The 23,277-nt window shown below is 68.6% G+C and carries 13 protein-coding genes; 6 read left to right on the forward strand and 7 right to left on the reverse strand.

Annotated features, from left to right (window positions below; genetic code table 11):
• Nucleotides 1-293 precede the first annotated feature (293 nt).
• Nucleotides 294-3,008, reverse strand: coding sequence for a hypothetical protein (locus tag HOP12_09975; protein NOT34484.1), 2,715 nt, complete (start codon nucleotides 3,006-3,008; stop codon nucleotides 294-296).
• 125 nt (nucleotides 3,009-3,133) lie between these two features.
• Here HOP12_09975 and HOP12_09980 point away from each other — a divergent pair, with 125 nt between their 5' ends.
• Entirely contained in the window at nucleotides 3,134-3,688 is a 555-nt protein-coding gene (locus HOP12_09980) for a cob(I)yrinic acid a,c-diamide adenosyltransferase (protein ID NOT34485.1), read from the forward strand.
• A 567-nt stretch (nucleotides 3,689-4,255) separates the two neighbouring features.
• A complete protein-coding gene (gene rho / locus HOP12_09985) occupies nucleotides 4,256-5,494 on the forward strand; it encodes a transcription termination factor Rho (protein NOT34486.1) in 1,239 nt (412 codons plus the stop codon).
• A 323-nt stretch (nucleotides 5,495-5,817) separates the two neighbouring features.
• On the opposite strand, the gene HOP12_09990 is transcribed toward rho, so the two are convergent.
• The 3 genes from HOP12_09990 to HOP12_10000 form a co-directional block, all read right to left on the reverse strand.
• Entirely contained in the window at nucleotides 5,818-8,532 is a 2,715-nt protein-coding gene (locus HOP12_09990) for a zinc-dependent metalloprotease (GenBank protein ID NOT34487.1), read from the reverse strand.
• 185 nt (nucleotides 8,533-8,717) lie between these two features.
• The gene (gene efp, locus HOP12_09995) at nucleotides 8,718-9,278 is read right to left on the reverse strand and encodes an elongation factor P (protein ID NOT34488.1); all 561 of its coding nucleotides are present in this window, start codon (nucleotides 9,276-9,278) and stop codon (nucleotides 8,718-8,720) included.
• Nucleotides 9,279-9,479: 201 nt separating this feature from the next.
• Nucleotides 9,480-12,233: a zinc-dependent metalloprotease gene (locus tag HOP12_10000; protein ID NOT34489.1), complete on the reverse strand. Its 2,754-nt coding sequence runs from the start codon at nucleotides 12,231-12,233 to the stop codon at nucleotides 9,480-9,482.
• Between the two features lie 299 nt (nucleotides 12,234-12,532).
• Here HOP12_10000 and HOP12_10005 point away from each other — a divergent pair, with 299 nt between their 5' ends.
• From HOP12_10005 to HOP12_10015, 3 genes are read left to right on the forward strand one after another with little or no spacing between them, the layout of a single operon-like run.
• Nucleotides 12,533-13,369, forward strand: a complete 837-nt coding sequence (locus tag HOP12_10005) for a cyanophycinase (GenBank protein NOT34490.1) — start codon at nucleotides 12,533-12,535, stop codon at nucleotides 13,367-13,369.
• 60 nt (nucleotides 13,370-13,429) lie between these two features.
• The gene (gene cphA / locus HOP12_10010) at nucleotides 13,430-16,219 is read left to right on the forward strand and encodes a cyanophycin synthetase (protein NOT34491.1); all 2,790 of its coding nucleotides are present in this window, start codon (nucleotides 13,430-13,432) and stop codon (nucleotides 16,217-16,219) included.
• A complete protein-coding gene (locus tag HOP12_10015; protein NOT34492.1) occupies nucleotides 16,216-17,976 on the forward strand; it encodes a Mur ligase in 1,761 nt (586 codons plus the stop codon). Before cphA ends, HOP12_10015 begins: the two co-directional genes overlap by 4 nt.
• A gap of 42 nt (nucleotides 17,977-18,018) precedes the next feature.
• Here the strand turns inward: HOP12_10015 and HOP12_10020 are convergent, their stop codons facing one another.
• Nucleotides 18,019-18,531, reverse strand: a complete 513-nt coding sequence (locus HOP12_10020; GenBank protein ID NOT34493.1) for a hypothetical protein — start codon at nucleotides 18,529-18,531, stop codon at nucleotides 18,019-18,021.
• Between the two features lie 126 nt (nucleotides 18,532-18,657).
• Between HOP12_10020 and HOP12_10025 the strand changes: the two genes are divergently transcribed.
• Nucleotides 18,658-19,635, forward strand: coding sequence for a YafY family transcriptional regulator (locus HOP12_10025; protein ID NOT34494.1), 978 nt, complete (start codon nucleotides 18,658-18,660; stop codon nucleotides 19,633-19,635).
• Here the strand turns inward: HOP12_10025 and HOP12_10030 are convergent.
• Nucleotides 19,616-22,789, reverse strand: a complete 3,174-nt coding sequence (locus HOP12_10030) for a CHAT domain-containing protein (protein NOT34495.1) — start codon at nucleotides 22,787-22,789, stop codon at nucleotides 19,616-19,618. The two genes, HOP12_10025 and HOP12_10030, sit on opposite strands and share 20 nt — an antisense overlap.
• 35 nt (nucleotides 22,790-22,824) lie before the next feature.
• Nucleotides 22,825-23,277 (reverse strand): CHAT domain-containing protein (locus HOP12_10035; GenBank protein ID NOT34496.1); only part of this gene is annotated, 453 nt, incomplete at its 5' end.

Raw genomic sequence — 23,277 nt, forward strand, 5'->3', positions numbered from 1 at the left:
AACATCTTCGTATACGCCGCCCACCGCTCGATGCTGCGGGTTCGCGGATCACGGTCCGCGCACGTCCTCAACGCTGGAGCACTCGCACGCGTTTTCGAAACAGCGTCATCGTGGCGAGCGGTCAATGTCGCTTTCGAAAAATAGCGACATGCGCGCAGGACGCAAGCGAGAAATGACGGGAGGGCGCATTTCTTTCGGCGCGCGATCGCACGTCGCTTGACAGACACGTGCGTGCTGAACTTCGCCGAATGCGGCGCACACTTGACATCGCGTGCGAAGGTGATGCGTTCGAGCTAGAGAACCGGCTCGCCGGTTTCGGCGGCATGCGGCGGCACCTTGCGCTCCACCGACTTCACCTTGAAGCGCCGCACCGCGCCTTCGATCTCGAGTTCCACCTCGTCGCCGAGGTTCTTGCCGAGCAACGAGCGTCCCACCACCGACTGGAACGAGATCACGTGATCGCCGTGGTGCTGCTCGCCTTCACCGAGGATCCAGTACATGGCACTGCCGCCTTCACTTTCGAGCATCACCTCGGTGCCGAGTCCGACCACGCCGGGCTTGCTCGGCGCATCGTCGACGAACCGCGCCCGCGAAAGCCGCAACTGCAGGTTCGCGACCTGCTGGCTGATGGTCTGTTGCTTGAGCTTGGCCGAGTGGTACTCGGCGTTCTCCTTCAAATCGCCCAGTTCGCGGGCCTTCTGGATCGCGGCCGGAATCGTGGTGCGCAGCTCGCGCTCCATGCGCTCCAGCTCCTTCTTCTGTCGTTCCCAGGTCGCGCGGGTCATCACCGACAGCTCGGTGTCGGTCTGCTGGCCGACCTGCGCGAACATGCGCTGCGTGCTCTGTTCGCGCGAGGCGCGCACCGCGGCGACCGCATCGTGCAGGCCGAGCCGGGCCGCGATCTCGAGCGCCGGGAACAGGTACCGGTCGCTGGAGCGCCACTGGCGCAGCAGCACCGTGAGTCGCATGCGCTGCTCGTCACCGCACGGCTGGCCGGCGAGCATGCGGTCGAACAGGCCGCCGATCTCGATCCAGCCCAGCACCTTCTCCGCCGTCGAAGGTTTCGGACGCTCCTCGACCAGCGCGAGTGCCGACCACAGGATGCGCCAGCCGTCTTCGGGCGGCAGCTTCTTCGCGAGTTCGATTTCGACCATGCGAAGTGCCGCGGCCGGATACCGCGCGGCGTGGTCGAGCAGCGTGCGACGCAACGCCTCGCGGCCGGCCTCGTCGAGGTGCTCGCGATATCCCTGTGCGCGCTCGCGCACCGCGGCATAGCGCGAGTCGAGCGCGGACAGCAACGCATCGGCCTCGACGCCGGCGGCGTGCGAAGCTTCGAGCAGCGCGATCTGTTCGTCCTCGCCCGACAGGTCGGTGATCGAGAGGCCCTGCTCCCACAACGTCTTGAGCACTTCGATCCACTCCGGTGAGCGGGTCGAGTTCCAGCGCGCGAAGTAGAGCCCGGCTCGCGCGCGATCCGCGCGTTCGCCCTCGGGGTCCTGCATCGCACGCATCACATAGCGACCGAAACGCTTGGTGAGCGCGAGTTCGGCGCCCGGGTGCTGCGTGAGGAACTTCTTCAAGGTGATGAGGTTCGAGCGCACCGGCTTGCGGGGCTCGAGCGGCGGCAGCGGCACTTCGACCATCGCGCCGATCTCGGCATCTTCGTCGGCCAGTGCCCACACCTGCTCGAAGGCGCGCGAATGGTCGATGCGCACGTCCTTCTCGGCCGCGCTCTTGGCCTTGCGGAAGAACGAGGTCCACTCGGTGGCCGGCAGCAGCTGATATCCGACCAGGAACACCTTGAGGCCTTGCGCGTCGGCTTTGCCGCCCAGCGCCTTGAGCGAACGCACCATCACTTCCGCGTGCTCTTCGTCGAACATCCGCTTGAGCTGATCGGGACTCTGCAACAGCAACAGGCGCAGATCTCCTTCGTCGAGCGGCGTCAGGGTGCGGCGTGCGGCGGCGTAAGGCATGCGGTGCCCGCGCGACTTGGGAAAGTCGAGCACCACGACGTCGGCGTCGTTCGACACCACTCGCCCGGCGCCGAACGAACCGTGGAACACCGAGCGGCCGGCCGGAAGTGCGGCGAGCAGGTCGTAGCGCTCGAGCGCCGCCAGCGCCGAAATCTCGGAGTCCTCGAGCCCGCTGTCGGCGATCACGCCCGCGGCATCCGGAAGGCTGCGCCCCGGTCCCTCGCGCAGCGCGGTCACGAGCGGCTCGCGAAAGTTCTTCGCCGCTTTCTCGCCGCCGGCTTCGGCCGCGGCCGCCAGCGCTTTGCGCAGCGGATCGACCAGCTCGGTCGCGCGACCGGCCGCGACCAGACGCGGCAGGGCGATGTCCGCCAGCTGGCGCGATTCCTTGAACGCCCCTTGAAGCGCGAGCGTCGGCAATACCTGGACGAGTCGCGCGAGCCCTTCGACATCGTCGTGCTCCGCGAACTCGAGCGCGGCCTCTTCGAGCCCGCCGTAGCGCTTCTCGAGTGCGAACCGCGGCGTCAGCTCGGCGAGCAGCACGCGGCGCTCGGCCGCTTCGCCCACGTCGAGCAGGCGGACCGCGAGCTGAAGCCCGAGATCCAGATCATCGGGCAGGATTGCCCAGGCGCGGCGCAGCGCCTGCACGCGATCCGGCTCTTTCCCGATCGCTTCGTGTGCGCGCACCAGCAATCGCGCGCCGGCGCCGGTTTCCTCGAGACCCAGCGACCGATCGGAGATCGCGGCGAGCGGCTCCCAGCTCTTGGCCTGAGCGAGTTTCTCGCCGAGTGCCAGCAGCGTCTGGTTCGCGCGCTCGATCTCGCCGTGATGCGCGCAGACCGCGGCGAGCAGGTAGTCGACCGCGTGCGTCGCGCTTCCCTGTCGCAGCCGCGAAGCGCATTCGTCACGGGCGGAAACGAGCGCACCCGTCTCGGCTGCATTTGCTGCGAGCGACTCGAGACGCTCGCGTGAGGCGGGTGACAGATCGCCACACGCATCGCCGCGCAGGATGACCGAAAGTTCGTCGCGAAGAGCCATGCGCTCCGGAGGACTCGGGGAGCTCGCGCCCGCGGCGACCACCGCCGCCCATGCGCGAGGGGCGAACATACTGCGTCATGCGCTGCCCCGTGGCAAGGCGGGCGCGGTGGGCTAGACTACTTCGCATGAAGATTTACACCCGTACCGGAGACGATGGCACCACCGGCTTGCTGGGCGCCGGGCGTGTTTCGAAGGCGGAGCCCCGCGTCGAAGCCTATGGCAGTGTCGACGAATTGAACGCGCTGCTGGGTCTGGTTCGAGTGGCCGACACCGGGCGCGCTTTCGAAGCCGTGGTGACGGCCGCGCAGGAGTGCCTGTTCACGCTCGGCGCGCGGCTCGCGGCGTCCGGGCCCGAAATGCTCGCGCGGCTGGCGCCGCTCGAGGAGCGGGATATCGAGGCGCTGGAGCGCGAGATCGACCGCCTCGACGGCACGCTGCCGCCGCTCACTCAGTTCGTGCTGCCGGGCGGATCGGCGCTGGCGGCGCAACTTCATCATGCGCGAACGGTGTGCCGGCGGGCCGAGCGGCGCGTGGTGGCGCTGAGCGGTGTTTCGAGCGCCGAGCCGATCGTCGTCCGCTACCTGAACCGGCTCGCCGACCTGCTGTTCGTGATGGCGCGCGCCGCCAATCAGTCCGCCGGAGTCTCGGACACGCCCTGGACTCCGCGGCCCCGGTCTTGAGGGGTCCTGAAATCCCGGCTGGACATCGGAGCGCCGCGAGCCGATACTCCCCGTGCCTTTCCTGTCGGCCGAGGTGAACGAACGAGCGTCGAGTCGTTGGCGACGCACCCCCTCGCAATGCGACGGATCGGCCCCGTTTCCGTGCCCTGTGCGCGCCGCTGCGCGCCCAGGTGAGCACCAACGGCGAAAGGCCCGAGCGAGCGCCACGAAGTGGCGAACGCCCCGAGCGGGTGATGGGAGATCGCCCCGGTGATGCGGCATGCGTGTTCACGAGTGAACCGCCCCGCGGCAACCGCGATGTTGGACTTAGGGTTGTCCGCGAGTCGTCGGCGCGGGAGCCACGCCACCACACCTTTCGGCTGAAACCGTCACAGCGCGCCGTTCTGCGACGCGCCCGCCCGCAACCGCGGAGTCCACGCTCAGCGCGTGGAGAGAAATCGAATGAGAACTCGTCGTCGTCGTCCGCGCGGACCGCGCCCCGATCCGGGAGCCCCGCAGGGTCAGAACTTCACCGCTCCGAGTGACGGAGCAGAACCCACCTCTTACTCGTCCTACGGACCCGACTCGATGGGAAGCGCCGGTCCCCCGATGGATGCCAGCCCCGACGCCGGTTTGACCAACGGCGGCGTGCGTCCCGGTCCCGACGGACCGCGTCCCGCCCCCGAAGGTCCTCGTCAGGCGCCCGGTCCCGATGGCATGCGCCGGATGGATGGCAACGGCAACAATCGCCGCCGTCGTCGCCGCGGCCGCAGCGCTCGCCCGGTCAGCAACTCGGCGCCCGGTGCCTACCAGGGCGCGCCGCCGAACGCACCACGCCAGGCTCCGCAGCCGCCCCAGATGAGCGGCGGCCCGCGCGGTCGCCGTCGCCGCACCCGTCCAGGAGCGGAACGCCGACGCGGCGGACTCGAGGTCCTGCGCGAGATGCAGCAGGCCGGCGTGGCACTCGATCCGACCGAGCGCCTCAAGCTCGAGTTGCCGGCCGGCGAGGGCAATCCGCCGTATGGAGACCGCGCCACCGGGCGTGCGATCGACCTGATCGCGCCGATCGGCCGCGGACAGCGTTGTCTGATCGTCGCGCCTCCCAAGACCGGCAAGACTCGAATTCTTCAGTGCATCGCTGCCTCGGTGGCCTACAACCACCCCGAGGTCGGTATCTACGCGCTGCTGGTCGACGAACGCCCCGAAGAAGTCACCGACTTCAAGCGCAACACGCCCGCCAACGTGATCGCGGCATCGAGCGACATGAGCATCGAGGACCACATCGCGACCGCCGAGTACGCCATGGAGGTGGTGGCGGCTCAGGTGATCGAAGGCAAAGACGTGGTGCTGCTGCTCGATTCGATCACCCGCCTGGCTCGCGCCTACAACGCGAACACCGACGGCGGTGGGCGCACCATGTCGGGCGGTCTCGACTCGAACGCCATGCAGGCGCCGCGTCAGATCTTCGGCGCGGCTCGCAAGATCGAAGACGGCGGTTCGCTGACCATCATCGGCACCGCGCTCGTCGACACCGGCTCGCGCATGGACCAGATCATCTTCGAGGAGTTCAAGGGCACCGGAAACAGCGAGATCTTCCTGTCGCGCGAACTCGCCGAGCGACGCATCTTTCCCGCGATCGACATCGCGAGGAGCGGCACGCGCAAAGAAGAGAAGCTGTTCCCGCCGGATCAGCTCAATCTTCATCAGATGCTGCGCCGCGTGCTGCTGCAGATGCCGCTGCAGGAAGCGATCACGAAGCTCGCGGACCGGCTGAACAAAACCAAGACGAACGAGGAGTTCTTCCAGCTCCTGCGCAACAACGAGTAGTTCGTCCCGCTTCGGCGCTGTTTCACGGCGTTTTTCGGCGACTCGCACGCGTCCGGGAACTTTCTACAAGTTCGGCGTCGCGCATCGTGGGTCACGGTCGGGTTAAGTCTTGCTCCGCACTCTTCCCGATAAAAAATATCGCGCTACGATCCACACCACGGCACATCTACATGGCCGAACGAAATGGATGTGGGAGGGCCGTGGTTGCAGATACTCGGGTGCGGCCCCCGGGCCTGTGATCGCACCTCCCGCTTAAAGTCGACGCCCCGGACTCGCAAGAGTCGTGGGGCGTCGCTCTTTTCCGGCGGACAGGGCTGGCCGCGCTACGGCGTCGCCACTCCGATCGCCCCCGCCGGGCGTACGGCTTCGACTTCGCGTCCCGCCTCGAGTGCGCGCTTGATGCGGGCGCGCGACTCGAGCAGATGCGCGCGCGTGTAGTCGCCCATCGCGCCCTCGCCGGCCAGCGCACGCGTCGCCCGCGCATCGATGCGCGCGAGCTGCAGACGCGCCAGGCTGCGCGCGTCGTCGGGTGTGCCGGGGATTCCGCCGACCACCATCTGCGCGAGTCGATCGATATAGACGCGCTGGATGTCGCGCCGTGTGTTCGGGCCATCGAGTGCCCGCATCGCTGCCGCAGCACCGCCGCCGACCTCGCCCCACAGCGCCCGCGTGAGCCGATCGAAGTAATCGCTCATGCGAAACGCGTCCGGCGAACGGCTCTCGGCTTCGCGCAGCCGCGCCAGCAGCATCGGCTGCGTCAGCCCGTTCAACAGCCCGGTCTGAATCGCGAGCGCCTTGTCGTTCAGGTTGTAGTCGAGCCGCGGCCCGGTCCACACCCCGAAGTTGTCGTCGACGCCCCAGTGCATCCAGCGATCCGGCGCGAGGCGATTGAGCAGCTTCGGTGACAGATTGAACGAGTTCGCCGCGAAGCCGCGCTCCGCGATGAAGTCGAGCGCCTCGCGCTGCTTGGCGGCCGGCACGAGCTGCAGCGGGTCCCTGGAATCCGGCTGGCCGCGGTGATTGCGCGACTGATACTGGCCGCCGACGTACTTGACGCCGATGCCGAGCGCGATTCCGTACTGCTCGAGCAGGCCATCGACGGCGCGACGCAGCACCGGGTACTCGCCCTCGTCTCCGAGGATGCGGGCCTCCAGCGCATCGTTCGACCAGATGTCGGTCACCCAGCCGGCGCGATCCTTCGCGAACGACAGCGGATCGTCGCCGAGGTCCCAGATGTTCGAGCGCGGATCGAGCGCGAACGGCCCATAGGTGTCGGGGTCCGGCGTGTAGACGTGGCCGGGCAGATTCGACTCGTCGGCGATCTTCTTCACGACCGCATAGTCGGCATCTGCGCTCGCCTGGCCCGACGGCGTGTAGCCGTAGCGGATCATCCATACGTCGGCGGTGCCCGCGACGCTGCCGTAGTAGTCGCCCTGCTTGGTGCGATCGCGCGAAACGTTCGGCGTCGCGTAGTCCATCACCGATGCCATCATGCCGTTGCCGCGCGACCAGGTCGAGTCGTTCAGCTTGTCGTAGGGCGTCGCAGTGCTGGCGCGGAAGTTGTGCGTGAGGCCGAGCGCGTGCCCGACTTCGTGGAGCACCGTGTGCGTCAGCATCTCGCCAACGAACCGCTCGTGGATCGGGCCTCCGGCCGCGATGCTGCCATCCATGACCGCCGCGAGATTCGCGAGCGTCATGCCGACCGAACCGCCGGCGGCTGCGTCGCAACGATGATCGAGCGGCAGTCGCGACTCGGCTTCGCGCAGCATCGGCAGTTCGAACGTGCTCGGCGAGCCGGTCAGGTCGCGGTAGATGCGCCACCGGCGCTGCACGATCGAAGCCTCGAACAGGATGTCGGAGTCGAGGATCTCGCCGCTGCGCGGGTCGATGCGCGACGGTCCGATTGCGCCGAACGACGGCTCGGACGACGTGATCCAGCGGATGGTGCTGTAGCGAATGTCGCCCGGATCGTAGTCGGGGTCATCCGCGGGGGCTTCCTTGGCGATGATCGCGTTCTTGAACCCCGCCGCCTCGAATGCCTTCTGCCAGCCCTCGATGCCGGCCTTCACATACGGCCGGTACTTCTCGGGAATCGTGCGATCGATGTAGTAGACGATCGGCTTGACCGGCTCCGACAGCGCCGCCGTCGGGTCCTTCTTCTCGAGCCGCCAGCGCGTGATGTAGCGCCGCCAGAAGTGCTCCTGATCGTCGCGGCTGAAGTCCTTCACCGCGTTCAGGAAGTAACCGGTGCGATCGTCGGCGAGCCGCGGCGTCATCGGAACGTCGGGCAGCTTCGAGAACGAGTAGTGCATCGTCACGCCGACGTAGCGGTCGTCGGGCACCGTGTTGAGGTTCAAGTTCTGCCGGTCGTTCGGCGTGTAGGTGAGCATCGCCTCGAACTCGACGTTCTCCGGATACGCCTTTGCGAGGGTCACCGCCGAGCGTTCCTTGTCGAAGCGGAACGTGCGGGCAGGCCCCTGGCGCAGGAACTCGCTCATGTCGCTGATGTCGCTGACCAGGAACGGCGCCAGGTCGACCAGGAGCGCCTTGCTCGAATCGTGGACGCTCTCGATCTTGAGCGATGCGATCGCCGAGTTTCCGAACGACAGGTCCTTGGCCCTCTCGATCGCGCTGCCGCTCGGGGCCACGAAGCGCATGTTCTTCTCCATCACCAGCACGCGATCGCCGGTGCGATGGAACTCGATCATGCGGTCGTTGAAGATCGAGAGCCCGCCGAGCACGAAGTCGCGCCCGATGCCGCGCGCGATGCTCCAGATGCCGAGCACCGGCTGGTCGAGCTGATCGGCCCGGATCTCCATGTAGAGGTTCTCGCGCTTCTGATAGAGCGTGAAGAGCCCCTTCTTGACCTCGGTGTCCTTGGTGAGCTTTTTCCAGTCACCGTACGGCTTGTCGGCCGCAGCGGCAGCCGCGTCCGAGGCGCCCTTCTTGGGCTTGGGAGCTGCGTGGCCGAGCGACGGCAGCAGCGCGATGGCAAGCGCGAGCGCGAGGGCGCTACGCAGGGAGTAGCGGTACGTCATGGGGACGACCTCCGGCAGTGAGAGCGAGGATCGGTCCGAACGCAGGTCCGGGCTCGAGGCCGCGCAGCATACCGGGCCTCGCCCGCGAACGCGGCTCGCGGGGAACCGGCGCGGAAGTTCGGCCCACCGGCGGCGGATCCGGGTGCCGGGGCGCGGCGGGGCGCGGAGCGGGCACGCCGCTCCGATCAGCTCACGCGGGTGACGAACTCCCCGGTGCGGGTGTCGATCTTCACGAGGTTGCCCTCTTCGACATAGGGCGGGACCTTGATCTCGAGGCCGGTCTCCAAGATCGCGGGCTTGTTCGTGTTCTGGACCGCGGCGCCCTTGATGTTCGGCGTGGTCTCTTTGACCACCAGCTCCACGAACATCGGCACTTCGATGCCGACCACACGGCCCTCGAAGTAGTTCGCGAGCAGCGTCATGCCATCTTTGATGTAGCCGACGGCGTCGCCGAGCACGTCCTTGCCGAGCGCGATCATCTCGTAGCTCTCGGTGTTCATGAAGTGGAACTCGTCACCGGCGCGATAGCTGAACTGCAGCGTGTGCTCATCGAGGACCGCCTTCTCGACCTTGTCCTCGGCGCTGAACCGGTGCTCGTTCTTGCTGCCGTTCTCGATGTTGACGAGCGTCGCCTGCACGAACGCGCGGAGATTGCCCGGCGTGCGGTGAACAACGGCCGTCACGCGGTGCGGCTTGCCGTTGTGCATGACGAGGTTGCCGACCCTCATCTGAGTGGAGGCGATCATGAGTGGCTCCTTTGAAGGTGCGGGCAGGGATTGTGCCCGAGGAGGGCCACGAGCGGCAAGGGATGGAGGGTCGGATCGAGCACTGCGCAAAGCGCCGCGGCTTCCCCCAAAAACGAATCGAACGGAGCGGGCCCCCATGCCCCACTCCGTTCGAGTCACCGCCTCATCTTTTCGTCCCCATGCTGCCGCTGACTGGTCGTATTACTGCGCAGCCCCTGAAGAAGTTCCACCGGCGGCGTCCGCGCCAATTGCTGACGCGCCCCGGACACTGTCCGCCGAGCGTGTCGCATCCATCGCGCGCTTGATCCGGGCGCGCGACTCGAGCAGGTGGGCGCGGGTGTAATCGCCCATGGGAGCCTCACTTGCGAGCTGGCGGGTGCAGCGCTGGTCGATCCGAGACAACTGCAGCCGGGCAAGCGCCCGGGCGTCGTCGGGAGCGCCGGCCACGGAACCGACCATCAGCCCCGCCAGGCGGTCGACGTAGGCCCGCTGGACGTCACGGCGGGTGCTGGTGCCGTCCAGCGCCTTGAGCGCCGCCGGGGCGCCACCGGCCACTTCGCCCCACAGCATGCGGGTCATGCGGTCGAAGTAGTCGCTCATGCGAAACGCGTCCGCCGAGCGCCCCTCGGCCTCGCGCATGCGCAGCAGCAGCCGCGGCTCGAGCAGCTCGGTGAGCAGTGCGCTCTGGATCGAGAACGCCTTGGCGCCCAGGTCGTAGTCGTATCGATACGGGCCCGAGAATCCGTTGCCGATTCCCCAGTGCACCCAGCGATCCTGCCCAACCTTGGAGAGCAGCCCGGAGGGAATCGCGAACGCATCGGCCGCGAACGCGCGGGTGCCGAGGAATTCGAGCGCCTCGCGCTGCGTGGCGGCCGGGATCAGCGTGAGTGGATCGACGCCACCCTCCTGCCCGCGACGTGTCCGCGAGGCGTACTGGCCGCCCAGGTACTTGACCGCGAGTCCGAGTGCGATCGAGTACTGGCCGAGCGTGGTGTCGAGCGCGCGACGCAGCGTCGGGTAGTCGCCGTTGGGGCCGACCACGCGCTCCTCGAGCTTGGGGTTCTTCCACAGCGACGCCACGTAGGCGGCGCGATCCTTCGCGAATGCGAGCGGATCGGTACCAAGGTCCCAGATGTTCACGCGCGGATCGAGCGCGTCATCGGGGTACGCGTCCTGATCGGCGCCGTACTCGTTGCCCGGCAACGCCGACTCGTCCGCGATCTTGCGCGCGAAGACGTAGTCCTCGTCGGAGTTCGCGGCACCGGACGGCGTGTAGGCGTAGCGGATCTGCCACATGTCGCAGGTGCCGATCGTGGTCGTGTAGTAGTGGCCCTGCTTCGAGCGATCCGAGCTGATGTTCGGCGAGGGGTACTCCATTACGGAGCCCACGAGGCCTTTGGTGTCGGTCCAGCCCAGATCGTTCAGCTTGTCGTTCGGCGTCGCGGTGCTGGAGCGAAAGTTGTGCGTGAGGCCCAGGCTGTGTCCGACCTCGTGCATGGTCGTCCACACGATCGCCTCGCCCAGGTATTCCTCGGGCACCGGCGTTCCGGGCGGCATCAGGCCGTCGAGCAGCATGGTGAGGCTCACCAGCGAGCCGGCGTCGATCATGCCCTCGCCGAGCGCACAGCTGCGCTCGAGCGGCAGGAACGACGGCAACGCGGCGCGCATCGCCTTCTGCGGCGCCACCATCGCACCGATCGCTTCGGGGCCCGCCCAGCGCCGGTAGTTGTTGCGGAACCCCTGAATGAACGACGCCTCGAACAGGATGTCGGCATCGAGGATCTCGCCGGTGCGAGGATCCACGCGCGAGGGTCCGATCGCGCCGAACGACGGCACCGACGAAGTGATCCAGCGGATCGTGCTGTAGCGCACATCCTCGGCATCCCAGGTGGAATCGTCCGGCGCGTCCGGCGCCACGATGGCGTTCTTGTAGCCCGCCGCTTCGAACGCCTTCTGCCAGTTCTCGACGCCTTTGCGGACGAACGGGCGGTACTCCTTCGGAATGGTGTGGTCGAGATAGAACGTGATCGGCTTCACCACCTCCGAGACCGGCGCGTTCGGATCCTTCTTCTCGAGCCGCCAGCGATTGACGAAGCGCACCCAGAAGTTCTCGGACTCGTCACGGCCGAAGTCCTTGACCACGGTGAGGAACTGTCCGGTGCGCGGATCCGCGAAGCGCGGCGTCATCGGAGTGGCCGGCAGCTTCGAGAACGAGTAGTGCACTGCGATCGGCAGATAGCGATCGTCCGACGGCGTCTCGAGACCGAGTCCGGTGCGATCCGACGGCGAGAACGTGAGTGCGGCCTCGATCTCGAAGTTGTCGGGGAACACCTTGGTGCTGGTGATCGCGGAACGTTCCTTGTCGAACCGGAACGGCTTGTTGTTGAACGAGCTCTTCAGATACTCGGTCATGTCGGAAACGTCGCTGAGCAGGAAGTCGCCGAAGTTCACGAGCAGCGCCTTGGTCGAATCGTGCTCGCTCTCGATCTTGAGCGACGCGATGACCGAGCTGCCGATCGACAGGTCGACCGCCTTCGACATCGGTGAACCGGCGGGCGCCCTGTAGCGCGTGTTCTTCTCGACCACGAAGATGTGATCGCCTTCGCGATGGAACTCGAGCAGCCGGTCGTTGAGCGGCAGCCCGCCGAGCACGAAGTTCTGCCCGATGCCGCGCGCGAGGCTGAAGATGCCGAGCACCGGCTGGTCGAGCTGGCTCGGCTGGATCTCCAGCCACAGGCTCTCGCGCTTGCGCCACACGTTGAAGTAGCCCTTCTGAACCGTGGCGTCCTTGGTGGTCTTCTTCCAGTCCGTGAACGGCTTGTCCTTGTCGGCCGCGGCTGCCGCCTCGGCGGGCTTGCCGCCCTTGGGTGGCTTGGGCTTCGCGGAAGCGATCGGTGCGAGCAGCACCAGCAGCGCGAGGAGGGCGAGAGCGCGAGTGAGCAGGCGATGCGACATGGAAGCGAACCTCGGAGTGGGATGGACGCCGGAGCGCGCGAAACGAGAGCCCGGCTGCAGACCCTGTCGGCTGAAGGGTGGGAACGGAAGCGCGAATGATAGTGCCGCCCGGCGCCCGCCGCACGGCTCGGAGACAGGCGCGGCGGAACCCTCGACGGGCGGGAATCGCGGCCGACCAGCGAGCCGTCAACGCGCCAGAACGACTCGGCGCGTGAGGGTCACTCCCGGCGATCCCCACCCCGCTGCTACAATGCCGGGCCACTTTTCGCATTGGCCTCTATGAGGAGTCCCTCAATCCCGTGAGCCCGTCCAAAGTCCCCGAAGGCCAGAGCCGCGGTTTCATCGTCCCGATCGGCGGCGCCGAGGACAAGATCGGCGACGAGGACATCCTCAAGCGCTTCGTGGGCCTGTGCGGCGGGCGGCGCGCCCGCATCGCCGTGATCCCGACCGCCTCCGAGCTGCGCGACACCGGACGGCGCTACGAGAAGCTGTTCGACTCGCTGCGCGCCAGCGACGTGAAGGTGCTGCCGTTTCTCACGCGTCGCGACTGCGAAGATGCGGACTCGATCGAGACGCTCGAACGCGCTCACGGAGTGTTCCTGACCGGCGGCAACCAGCTGCGCCTCTCGACCACGCTCGGCGGCACCCCGATCGCCAAGTCGCTGCGACTCATGAACGCGCGCGGCGTGCACGTGGCCGGCACCTCCGCGGGTGCGGCGTTCCTGTCCGAGCACATGATCGCCTCGGGCGAAGAGGGCGCGACACCGCGCGCCGGCATGGTGTCGCTGGCGCCGGGGCTCGGACTCACGAATCGGGTGGTGGTCGACCAGCACTTCCGGCAGCGCGACCGCATCGGGCGCCTGCTCGCCTCGCTCGCCTACAATCCGTTTGCGGTCGGAGTCGGGCTCGACGAAGACACCGCGGCGTTCATCGGCCCCGACGAAACGCTCGAGGTGGTGGGCAGCGGGGCGGTGACGATCGTGGATCCTGCGAAGCTCGAATATTCCTCGATGGACGCTGCCAAGCGCGGAGATCCCGTGTGCCTGCTCGGCATCACGCTCCACGTCCTGATCGCGGGCGCCACCTTCAATCTGCATACGCGCGTCGCCTCGGCCGGGGAACTCGGCCGCCACTAAAGAGGACGGCTCCTCGTCGTCGCAACGGGCCGCCACGCCGCGGCCATCCCGGAGGATCGCATGAAGCTGCTCGAGACCTCGGTCTACTTGGGCCCGAGCATCCACGCGTTGTTCCCGGTGATCCGCTTCACGCTCGATCTCGAGGAACTGGAGCAGTGGCCGACGCTCAAGCTGGGGCGCGGCTTCATCGACGGGTTGCTCGCGGCGCTGCCGGGGCTTCACGAGCACGGCTGCTCTTACGAGACACCGGGCGGCTTTGTGCGGCGTATGACCGAAGACGAAGGCACGTGGCTCGGCCACGTGCTCGAGCACTGCGCGATCGAGATCCAGAACCTGGCCGGCGCCCACGTCACGTTCGGCAAGACGCGCTCGGCCGATGGCCCCGGTCGCTACCACGTGGTCTATCAATATGAAGAGGCCGAGGTCGGACTCGAGGCCGGCAAGCTGGCGCTCGCGCTCCTGCGTTCGCTGCTGCCGGCGCCGCTCAAGCCGAAGGAACCGGCAGAATTCGAGTTCGCCACCGCACGCGACGACTTCATCCGCTTCTCGCAGCGCCGCGCACTCGGGCCTTCGACCGCGTCACTGGTGCGCGCGGCCGAAGAGCGCGACATCCCGTGGCTGCGCCTGAACCATCACAGCCTGATCCAGTTCGGGCACGGCCGATATCAGCGTCGCATCCAGGCCACCATCACGAGCGAGACGCGACACATCGCGGTCGAGATCGCCTCCGACAAGGAAGAGACCAATCGCATCCTGAGCGATCTCGGCCTGCCGGTGCCGCGGCAGGAGCTGGTGTATTCCGAGGAAGAGTGCGCCAAGTCGGCGCAGAAGATCGGATTCCCGGTCGCGGTCAAGCCCTACAACGGCAATCACGGCCGCGGCGTGTCGCTCAACCTCGCCGACGGCCCGCACGTGCGCGAGGCGTTCCACAAGGCGCGCGAACACAGCCGGGGCGTGGTGGTCGAGAGCTTCATCCAGGGCGACGATCACCGCATGCTGGTGGTCGACGGCCAATTGATCGCGGTCGCCAAGCGCATCCCCGGCCACGTGGTCGGCGACGGCACCCACACCGTCGCGCAACTGGTCGAGATCGTGAACCGGGATCCGCGCCGCGGAATCGGCCACGAGAAGATCCTCACCCGCCTCGAGCTGGACCATCAGGCCGAGCGCTGCCTGCGCGATCTCGGCTACACGCCCGACTCGGTTCCGCCTGCCGGTGAACGCGTCGCGCTGCGCCTCACCGGCAACCTCTCGACCGGCGGCACGGCACTCGACGTCACCGACGTGGTGCACCCCGACAACGCCGAAATGGCGATCCGCGCGGTCAAGGCGATCGGACTCGACGTCGGCGGCGTCGACTTCATCACCCGCGACATCAGCCTGTCGTACAAAGAAGACGGTGGCGCGATCTGCGAGCTCAACGCGGCTCCCGGCTTCCGCATGCACGTCGCTCCCAGCGAGGGCACGCCGCGTGACGTCGCGGGCCCGGTCATGGACATGCTGTTCCCGCCCGGCACTCCGGTGCGCATTCCGATCGCGACGATCACGGGTACCAACGGCAAGACCACCACCGCACGCATGCTCGCGCATGTCTTCAAGCTCGCGGGCCATGTCGTGGGGCTCACCACCACCGACGGCGTCTACATCGACGGGCAGCTCACGGTGAAGGGCGACATGACCGGCCCGGTCGCCGCCCGAATGGTGCTGCGCGATCCCGCGGTCGACGTGGCGGTGCTCGAATCGGCGCGCGGCGGCATCCTGCGCCGCGGCCTGGGCTATCGGAAGTGCAACGTCGGCGCGGTGCTGAACATCAGCGCGGATCACCTGGGGTTGAAGGGCGTCGACACGCTCGAGCAGCTCGCCGAGGTCAAGCGCATCGTCGTCGAAGTCGCGCAGGACACCGCGGTGCTGAACGCCGACGACCCCTACTGCCTGCGCATGGCCGATCACACCCGCGCCAAGCACCTGTGCTACGTCACCATGAGCATCGACCACGCGCTGGTGCGCGAACACATCCGCGCCGGCGGGCGCGCGGTGGTGCTGGAGCCGGGGGCCGGCGGCAACATGATCGCGATCTACGACCATCACGCGCACATCCCGCTGCTGTGGGCGCATCTGGTGCCGGCGACGCTCGAGGGCCGTGCCCTCCACAACGTACAGAACGCCATGTTCGCAGCGGCGCTCGCGTTCTCGATGGGCGTCAAGCTCGAAGGCATCCGCCAGGGGCTCCGCACCTTCGACACCACGTTCTTCCAGGCACCGGGTCGCACCAATGTGTACGACCAGCATCCGTTCCGCGTGATCCTCGACTACGGACACAACCCGGCCGCGGTGAGTGCCATGTGCGAGACGGTCGATCGGCTCGACGTGAAGGGACGCCGCATCGTGGTGCTCGCAGCACCCGGCGATCGGCGCGACGAGGACATCGTGGCGATCGCGCGCACCGCCGCGCGACACTTCGATCACTACATCTGCCGCCGCGACGACGCTCTGCGCGGACGCGCGTCCGACGAGGTGCCGCGCATGCTGCGCGCCGCGCTGCTCGAAGCGGGCGTGCCGGCCGAGCAGGTCGAAGTGGTCGAGAAAGAATCGCCGGCGGTCGAACGTGCGCTGAGACTTGCGCGGCCCGGAGACCTGGTGCTGCTGTTCGGCGACGCGCTGCAGCGTACCTGGGATCAGGTCGTGGCGTTCGATCCGCAGGATGCCGAGCACCCACGCCCCGCCGGGCACGCGCCGGTGCGCGTGGCGCTGCCGCCGGCGCCGGATCTGGGGCGCGAGATGGGCGGCGCGATCATCCGCGACGAGCGTGGCGTGCGCCTCGCCGCGCGCGAACCCGAAGTCGCGGATTGAGCACGCCCGGCATCCCGGGCGACGACCTCGGGCCAGGCGCCGCACTCGTCGACTCGCGCCGACTCACCGGCGTGAGCCTGATGCTCGACGGCCCCGGCGCGATTCTCGAGGCGCGACTCGCGGGACTCGAAGCTCGCGACTTCGCGGCCGCGTGGGAATCCGCACTGGACCGCATGCTGGGAGCACTCGACTGGGCCGGCGCCCACCGCGCATGGCGCAGGTTCCCGGGCGGCGCGAGTTTCGCGTTCGAAGCGCCGATCGATGCGCTCTACGCAGCGACCGAAGTCAACGAGTGGGCATTCGCCGAGGCGGCCCGCGCGACCGGCGCGCTCGACGAGACCGCCGCATTCGCAGTCGAAGCCGCGCGCCTGCGCGCGGCGTTGCTCGACGAGCGCAAGCCCGCATGGCTCGCGTGGCAGGCGGAGGCCGCGGGGCGCAATCTCACGTTTCTATGGGACGACAAGCGACTGTCGCTGGGGCTCGGAACCGGCTCCGTCAGTGTCCCCGCCGACGCGCCCCCGCCGCTCGAGCGCCTGCCGTGGAGCCACCTGCACGACGTGCCGGTTGCGATGGTGACCGGCACCAATGGCAAGACCACCACGGTACGACTGCTGGCCGCGATCGCGCGCGCGGCCGGGAAGCTGGCCGGCGTCACCTCGACCGATCGGGTCGATGTCGGCGACGAGACGGTCGCCACCGGCGACTACTCGGGCCCCAACGGCGCGCGTACCGTGCTGCGCGATCGCCGCGTCGAGCTGGGGGTGCTGGAAGTCGCGCGCGGCGGAATCCTGAGACGCGGACTCTCGGTGCCGCACGTCGAGGTGGCGGTGATCACCAACGTCGCGAACGATCATCTCGGCGAGTACGGCGTCCACGACCTGGACACGTTGGCCGACGCCAAGATGGTGGTGACGCGCGCGGTCCGCTCCGGCGGACGCGCGGTGCTGAACGCCGACGATCCACGGCTGCTCGAACGTGGCGGGCAGCGCAATGGCGACACCCTGTGGACGAGTCTCGCGGCCTCGCATCCGACTGTTCGGGCACACGTCGCGGCGGGTGGTGATGCCGCGTGGCTCGAGGACACGTGCCTGATGCTCGCGCGCGACGGCACGACCTCGAAGCTCGCGAGCATCGACGAGCTGCCGATCGCGTTCGGCGGTGCGGCGCGCTACAACGTCGCGAATGCGCTCGCCGCGGCAGGCGCGGCGGCAGCGCTCGGACTACCGCTCGAAGCGATTCGTGCCGGTTTGCGCAGTTTCGCGAGCACTCCCGAGGCGAATCCCGGCCGCGCGAACCTGTGGCGCTTCGGCACGCTCACTGCGATCGTCGACTATGCGCACAACCCCCACGGCCTCGCAGCGCTGGCCGAGATGGCGGCGGCGGTGCCGGCCACTCGACGCGCGATCGTTCTCGGACAGGCCGGCGATCGTGATGACGCTTCGATCCGCGAACTCGCGCGCGCGGCCGCGAGCATGCAGCCGGATCGCGTGTTCCTCAAAGAGATGGAACGCTTTCGGCGCGGCCGCGAGCCTGGCGTGGTGCTCGAGATCCTGGCGTCCGAGTTTCGCGCCTGCGGCCTGCCGGCCGCGGCAATCGAATCGCACGAGTCCGAGACCGCCGCGGTGGACGCGGCGATCGCGTGGGCGCGCGAAGGAGATCTGCTGCTGCTCACCACGCACGCCGAGCGGGATCAGGTGTTCGAGCGCCTGCGTGAACTCGAGCGCACCGGCTGGCGCCCGCCCGGCGCGGCGGCGTGAGGCGGCAGCACCGCGCCGCCTCACCGTGCCGCGCCTCGCGCTTCAGTCCGCCAGGCGCGTCATGTCCGAGACCCAGTTGATCTCCCAGGTCCTGCCCTCGTCGGTCGAGAACGACTGCTCCCAGCGCGCGGTCGCTGGCGTGATGTTCGACCACCGATAGCGCACCACGATCGGGCGTCCTTCGTAGATCTCGCGTCCCTCGAACACGCCGACGCCGTCGACGAAGCGCCCGACCACCGGCGGAAGCAGCGATCCGGTTTCGTGATCGACGCCGCCGGATCGGTTTTCCAGCCAGTAGATGCTCCAGCGATCGGCGACCGGGTCGTAGACGCGAAACGACAGTCCGACGAAACCGGGTCGCCACTGCTCGGCGAGGAACACGTCGTAGTTCCCGATGCCGCCCGGGAACGCCGCGACCTCGATGGTCGCGTCGAAGCGCTCCCATTCGTCGCAGCCGACGAACAGCTTCAGGAGCTTGCGGTTCGCGCCGCGCCAGCGCCCCGGCCAGAAGTCGAAGTCGTGAGCGTGCTGGCGTTTGGTTTCCTGGGTCTGCATGGCAGGCCTCCTCGCGGGGAATCTCCGATTGCGGGCCATTCGAGCCGCTCGGAGTTCCGTGACGAAGGCGAGGCTAGAGGTAATACAGGGCGACTTCGGCCCTGATTCTGCGTAGTCTTTTCGGCCATGGAACGTCCCGCCTCCTATCGCCCGACCACCCGCGTGCTGACGGTGCTCGAGTTGCTGCAGACCCACGAGCGCATGAGTGGTCCCGAACTGGCGCGGCGCCTCGGCGTGGATCCGCGTACGGCGCGCCGCTACATCACGCAGCTCGAAGCGCTCGGCATTCCGATCACGGCGGAACGCGGTCGCAATGGCGCCTATGCGCTGGTCGCCGGCTTCAAGCTGCCCCCCATGATGTTCACAGAGGACGAAGCGCTCGCGGTCGCGGTCGGACTGCTGGCCGCGCGCGATCTGGGGCTCGCGAGTGCGGCACCCGCCGTCGCGAGCGCGCAGGCCAAGCTCGAACGCGTGATGCCCGCAACACTGCGTCATCGGGTGCGCGCGGTCGACGAGACCGTGGCGCTCGATCTGGCGCGCGCGACCCCGAGTGCCGACAACGCGGCGCTCGTCACACTGACCGAAGCGGCGCGCGAGCGTCGTCGGGTGCGGATGCGCTATCGCGCCGCCGCGGGTGAGGTCACCGAGCGCGAGTTCGATCCCTACGGACTCGCGTATCGCGGAGGCTGCTGGTACGTGGTCGGGCATTGCCATCTGCGGCTCGGATTGCGCTCGTTTCGACTCGATCGGGTGGTGACGGCGGCGGCCGGCGAGTCGCGCTTCGAGCGCCCGGCGGACTTCGACGCGCTCGAACATCTGACCTTCGCGTTCGCGACCATTCCGCGCGCGTTCGGAGTCGAGCTGCTGCTCGAGACCGACCTCGCGACCGCGCGGGCCCAGCACGCCCACACGCTCGGTGCGCTCGAGACGGTCGCCAGGGGCGTGCGACTGCGCGGACAGGTCGACGACCTGGCGTGGCTCGCGCGCGAGTTGTCGCGATGGTCGTTCGAGTTCCGGATCCTGCGGCCGGCGGCGTTGCGGGTGGCGCTGCGGGATCACGCGCGCACGCTGCGCGCGCGGGCCGCTAGGGGCCGGTCGCGGTGAAGGCGGCCCAGTAGAAAGGATGCGTGGTGCGCCTGGATTGTCGACGCGCCTCGAGCGTGGCGCGGCAGGCCTTCGCAACCGCCTCCGCGCCGCCCAGCGCCCCGGCCGCCCGCGCCTGGTAGAGCGCGCGCATCCATTCGCGCGCGGCCTGGTCCTCGATGCTCCAGTGGCTCGCGATCACGGTACGCGCCCCGGCCAGGTGAAACGCGCGGCGCATACCGAGTGCCCCTTCTTTGGACCAGTCCGCACCGGCCCCCGAGTGGCAGGCCGAAAGCACCACCCACTCGACTCCACGCAGATCGAGCGTCACCACTTCCTCGGCGGTGAGCATGCCGTCGTTGCCGTCCGGGTCGTTCGATTCTCCGGCGTGGTTCGCTCCCGCGAAGGCGAGCCATACGCGGCGCGCGAGCCACGGCGAGGGTTTGTCGGCTTCCGCGATCGGCTCGGCGACCGGCCGTCGACGCTTCGAGGTGCGGCTCGACGTTGCCGTGAGGCCTCCGACGCCACGGCGGCCGGGCGCTGCGGTCGCACAGGTGTCGCCGAGCACCACGCCATGAGTGGCCACGTGAAGAAGGGTGTGGCCCGGCGCCTCGCGCTTGAAGCTGCCCTCGCTGGCCTCGGCTCCGGTGAGTACGAGCGCGTGATCGGGACCGGTGCCGAGAGTCGCGGCGACGTCCAGCGCTTCGGCTGTTGCGGCCGGCAGCGCTTCGAGGCGTGGGAACGGCATGCAGGGGTTGGCGGCGCCACGCGATGCAAGCGCGAGCAGCGGCGCGGCCCCGGTGGCGGGCGCCTGGTCGAACGCGGGACCTCCGAACGTGATCGCGCGACCATTCGAAGTGGCGGCGCGCGGGGTGAGCAGGTCGCGCTCAGCCTCGATCACTCCGATGGTGCGATTCGTATCGACCAGGTACTCGCGCGCCCCGACCGGCAGCGCGAGCCACGGCAGATCATCGAGCGGCCCGGAGACCACGTGAATCGTCCGCGCGTCTGCGAGCACGGCCGCGAGCGGATCCCAGAGCCGTTCCCGGCACGCGCGGCCCAGCACGCGCAACTCGCGCTCGGCGGCGGACGCGCGGGCACTCGGAGGCTCGGACAACGCCCGAAGCCATCGCGCACTCGTCGCGCGTGCGGTGCGCAGCGGCCCCAGCGACACCAGCTCGACGCGCGCTGGTGCACCGTGAGCCACGAACGCCACCAGCCGCGACGCGGTGTCGTCCACCGCTTCGGCAAACGCCACCAGCGCCTCATCGGGTGCGAGGTGGGCGAGAATCTCGTCGAGGCGCGGCTCCGAAGCAGGGCGCGGCATTCCGCCGCGCGCCTCGGTCGCTCGATAGCGGCCCTCGGCTTGTTCGGCCGCCGCGCGCGCGCGCTCGAGTCGCGCGCTCACCGAAGGGTGTCGCATCGAGTCGGCGTCGCTCACGATTCGTTCTGCGTAGTGGCGCTCCGCCGCGACCCAGCGCGCGTGTGCGCCGGTCCGCGCCGTGTCGAGTCCGCCTTGCGGGGGGCGTCTCAGTTCGCGTTCGCGATTCCACCAGCCACGCCAGCGCTGAGAGCGGTCCCACGCGATCGCGGCCGCACCGGGATCACGAGTGCGCACGAGATCGGTCAATTGCGGTAGTGCTTCGCTCCACTGGACGGAAAGCCCCAGCGCCTGGCGATCCGGCAGGCGGCTTGCGTTGAATGCCATCTGGGCGCGCGACATCGCGTCGGCCGCGAGCGCCGTCTTCCATGCGCTGTCCGGAGCGCCGAGTCGACGCAACGCGATCGCCTGGGCCACCCGCGCACGCGCTTCGACGGGCGTGCCGGTGAGTTCGAACGAATCGACGAGTGCGCTCACCTCGGCGACCTCGGTGGCGAGCGGTGTCAGAGCGCCCTGCTTCGCCAGCACCGACATCTTCAGGAGTTCGAGGTCGACGCGCATCGGCCCTTCGGTCGCACCCAGCGGACGACACTGTTCGAGCGCCAGTTCCACCGCGCGCCTCGAGCCTTCGAGATCCCCTCGATCCCTCAGGATCACAGCCTGCCACTGAAGCGCGAACGCAACCCCCGCGGCATGATTGCCGGGACGGTTCTCCATGGCCGCAAGTGACGCGGCGAGGTAACGGAGTGCCGAAACCGTGTCGCCATCGGCGAAGCAGGCGATCCCCAGCATCGAACGAGCCGTCTCGGTGGTGCTATGTCCGGCTCCGAAGAGCGCTTCGAGCGGAGTCACCAGCGGCTCGAGACGCCGGCGCGCGGCGACGTGATCTCCGAATTCGATCAGCCGGCTGCCGAGATTGAGGCGATGGATCAGGGTGCTGCGGGCGTTCTCTCCGAGCAGGCGCTCGCTGGCCTCGACGGCGCGCTCCAGCCACTCGACCGACTGCGCCATGTCGCCGCGGTTCTTCTCGAGAGACGAAAGACTGCCGAACGTGCCGGCGAGCTGGCTCGCTCCCGCCGCTCCGACCGCCTGCCAGGTCTCCGCAGCACGCAGCAGGATCGGCTGAGCCTCGTCGAGTCGCTGCAGCCCGACCAGCACGCCACCCAGCTCCGAGTAGACCAGTCCGAGCAACCGCGTCCGCGATGTCGCGAATCGCTCGTGAACCGTGAGCGCGCGTCGCAACTCGACTTCGGCATTCGCCAGTTCCCCGGCTCGACGCAGGAGCTGACCGCTCACGAGGTCGACCTCGGCGAGGAGCGAATCGGAGCTGCGAGAATCGATCGCCGCCGATCGCGAAGCACGCAGGGCCCGGGCGCGCGCCAGATGTGACGGCGCTTCGCCGTAGCGCTCGTACCCGCCGAGAATCCGGCTGAGCAGCAGTTCCGCGTCGGCCAGCGCCAGCGGGTCGCGCGAAATCGATGCCTCGCGGATGCGCACCAGTCGCGTCCCCCACTCCAGCACCAGCGTGTCGCGATAGAGCCCCTGCGTCTGGCGCCCTCGGGCGAGCAGTTCGAGCGCAAGCGCGAGCGAGTTCGAGTCCGCGGGAGTCGCGCGCTCGGCGCGCGCGAGTGCGAGGTGCGCAAGGCTCTCGGCGGGCGCCCACTGCCGGAGTCCCTGCAGTCGCGCGGACTCGGCGAGCTCTGCGTCTGGTGCCGCGCGTGATGCGCCCGGCGGGCACAACGCGACCCCTGCCATGACACACAATAACTTTGCGATGCTCAGGATTCGGCGCATTCGCCGCACTCCGCTCGAAGGACGGTGAGATTCGGCTACGGGCCGCTCGCGGTGAACGCGGCCCAGTAGAACGGGTGCGTGGTGCGTTTGGACTTCCGGCGTGCGGCGAGCACCGTGCGGCTCGCCTGACGGAGCGCCTCGCCGGTCGATCGATGCGCGGAGTCGGGCCGCGCATAGAGCGCGCGCATCCAGTCGCGGGTCGATTCGTCGGCGACCGACCATTCGCTCGCGATCACGGTGCGAGCACCCGCCATGCGAAAGGCGCGGCGCATGCCGAGCGAGCCCTCGCGTGGCCACTCTTCGCCGAGTCCCGACTGACAGGCCGAGAGCACCACCCACTCCACTCCTCGCAGATCGAGTGCGGCGACTTCTTCGAGCGTCAGCAGTCCCTCGTTCTCGTCGGTGGCATTCGAGCGTGCCCCATTCGCGCCCGCGAGCGCCAGCCACACCTGCCGGCCCCGCAGCGAGGCGGCCGGCGGCGACGGCGC

Source organism: Candidatus Eisenbacteria bacterium, assembly GCA_013140805.1.
In the GTDB taxonomy this organism is placed as follows: domain Bacteria; phylum Eisenbacteria; class RBG-16-71-46; order RBG-16-71-46; family RBG-16-71-46; genus JABFRW01.